Source organism: Staphylococcus sp. EG-SA-18 (genome assembly GCF_017151825.1).
Taxonomy (GTDB): Bacteria; Bacillota; Bacilli; order Staphylococcales; family Staphylococcaceae; genus Staphylococcus; species Staphylococcus aureus.
Genome location: NZ_JACYVY010000075.1, coordinates 1 through 442, shown reverse-complemented (window position 1 = coordinate 442; position 442 = coordinate 1). Strand labels below are relative to the sequence as shown.

Below are 442 nucleotides of genomic sequence, written 5' to 3'. Positions count from 1 at the left end.
TATCTTTGGCACTAAATAAATTAGGTGTAAAGATGTCTGATTTTAAATTCACTACTTGTTTCTTTCCATTTTTGAAATATACTGTATATTTTGCTTGTTTCGCAAATTTTAAGTCAAGATCACTGATGCCTCTTTCACTTTTTAATACAGATTTCACTTTGTCATTTAAATATTTGTAACTAATTAATTGTTTATTCGAAATTTTTAGTTTTGATAAAATTGGTGTTGATGTGCCATTTACTGCAATTGTATATGGTACATAGCTATCCGCTTTCGCTTTTGACCCTGTTTTAACATCAATATCTATCTTTTTAATATCTTTGGCACTAAATAAATTAGGTGTAAAGATGTCTGATTTTAAATTCACTACTTGTTTCTTTCCATTTTTGAAATATACTGTATATTTTGCTTGTTTCGCAAATTTTAAGTCAAGATCACTGAT

The 442-nt window shown here is 27.1% G+C and carries 1 protein-coding gene; it reads right to left on the bottom strand.

The genetic code is table 11. From position 1 onward, the window contains the following. A partial coding sequence (locus IDG66_RS13030) for an MAP domain-containing protein (RefSeq protein ID WP_179323086.1) occupies positions 1 to 442 on the bottom strand: 442 nt, incomplete at both ends.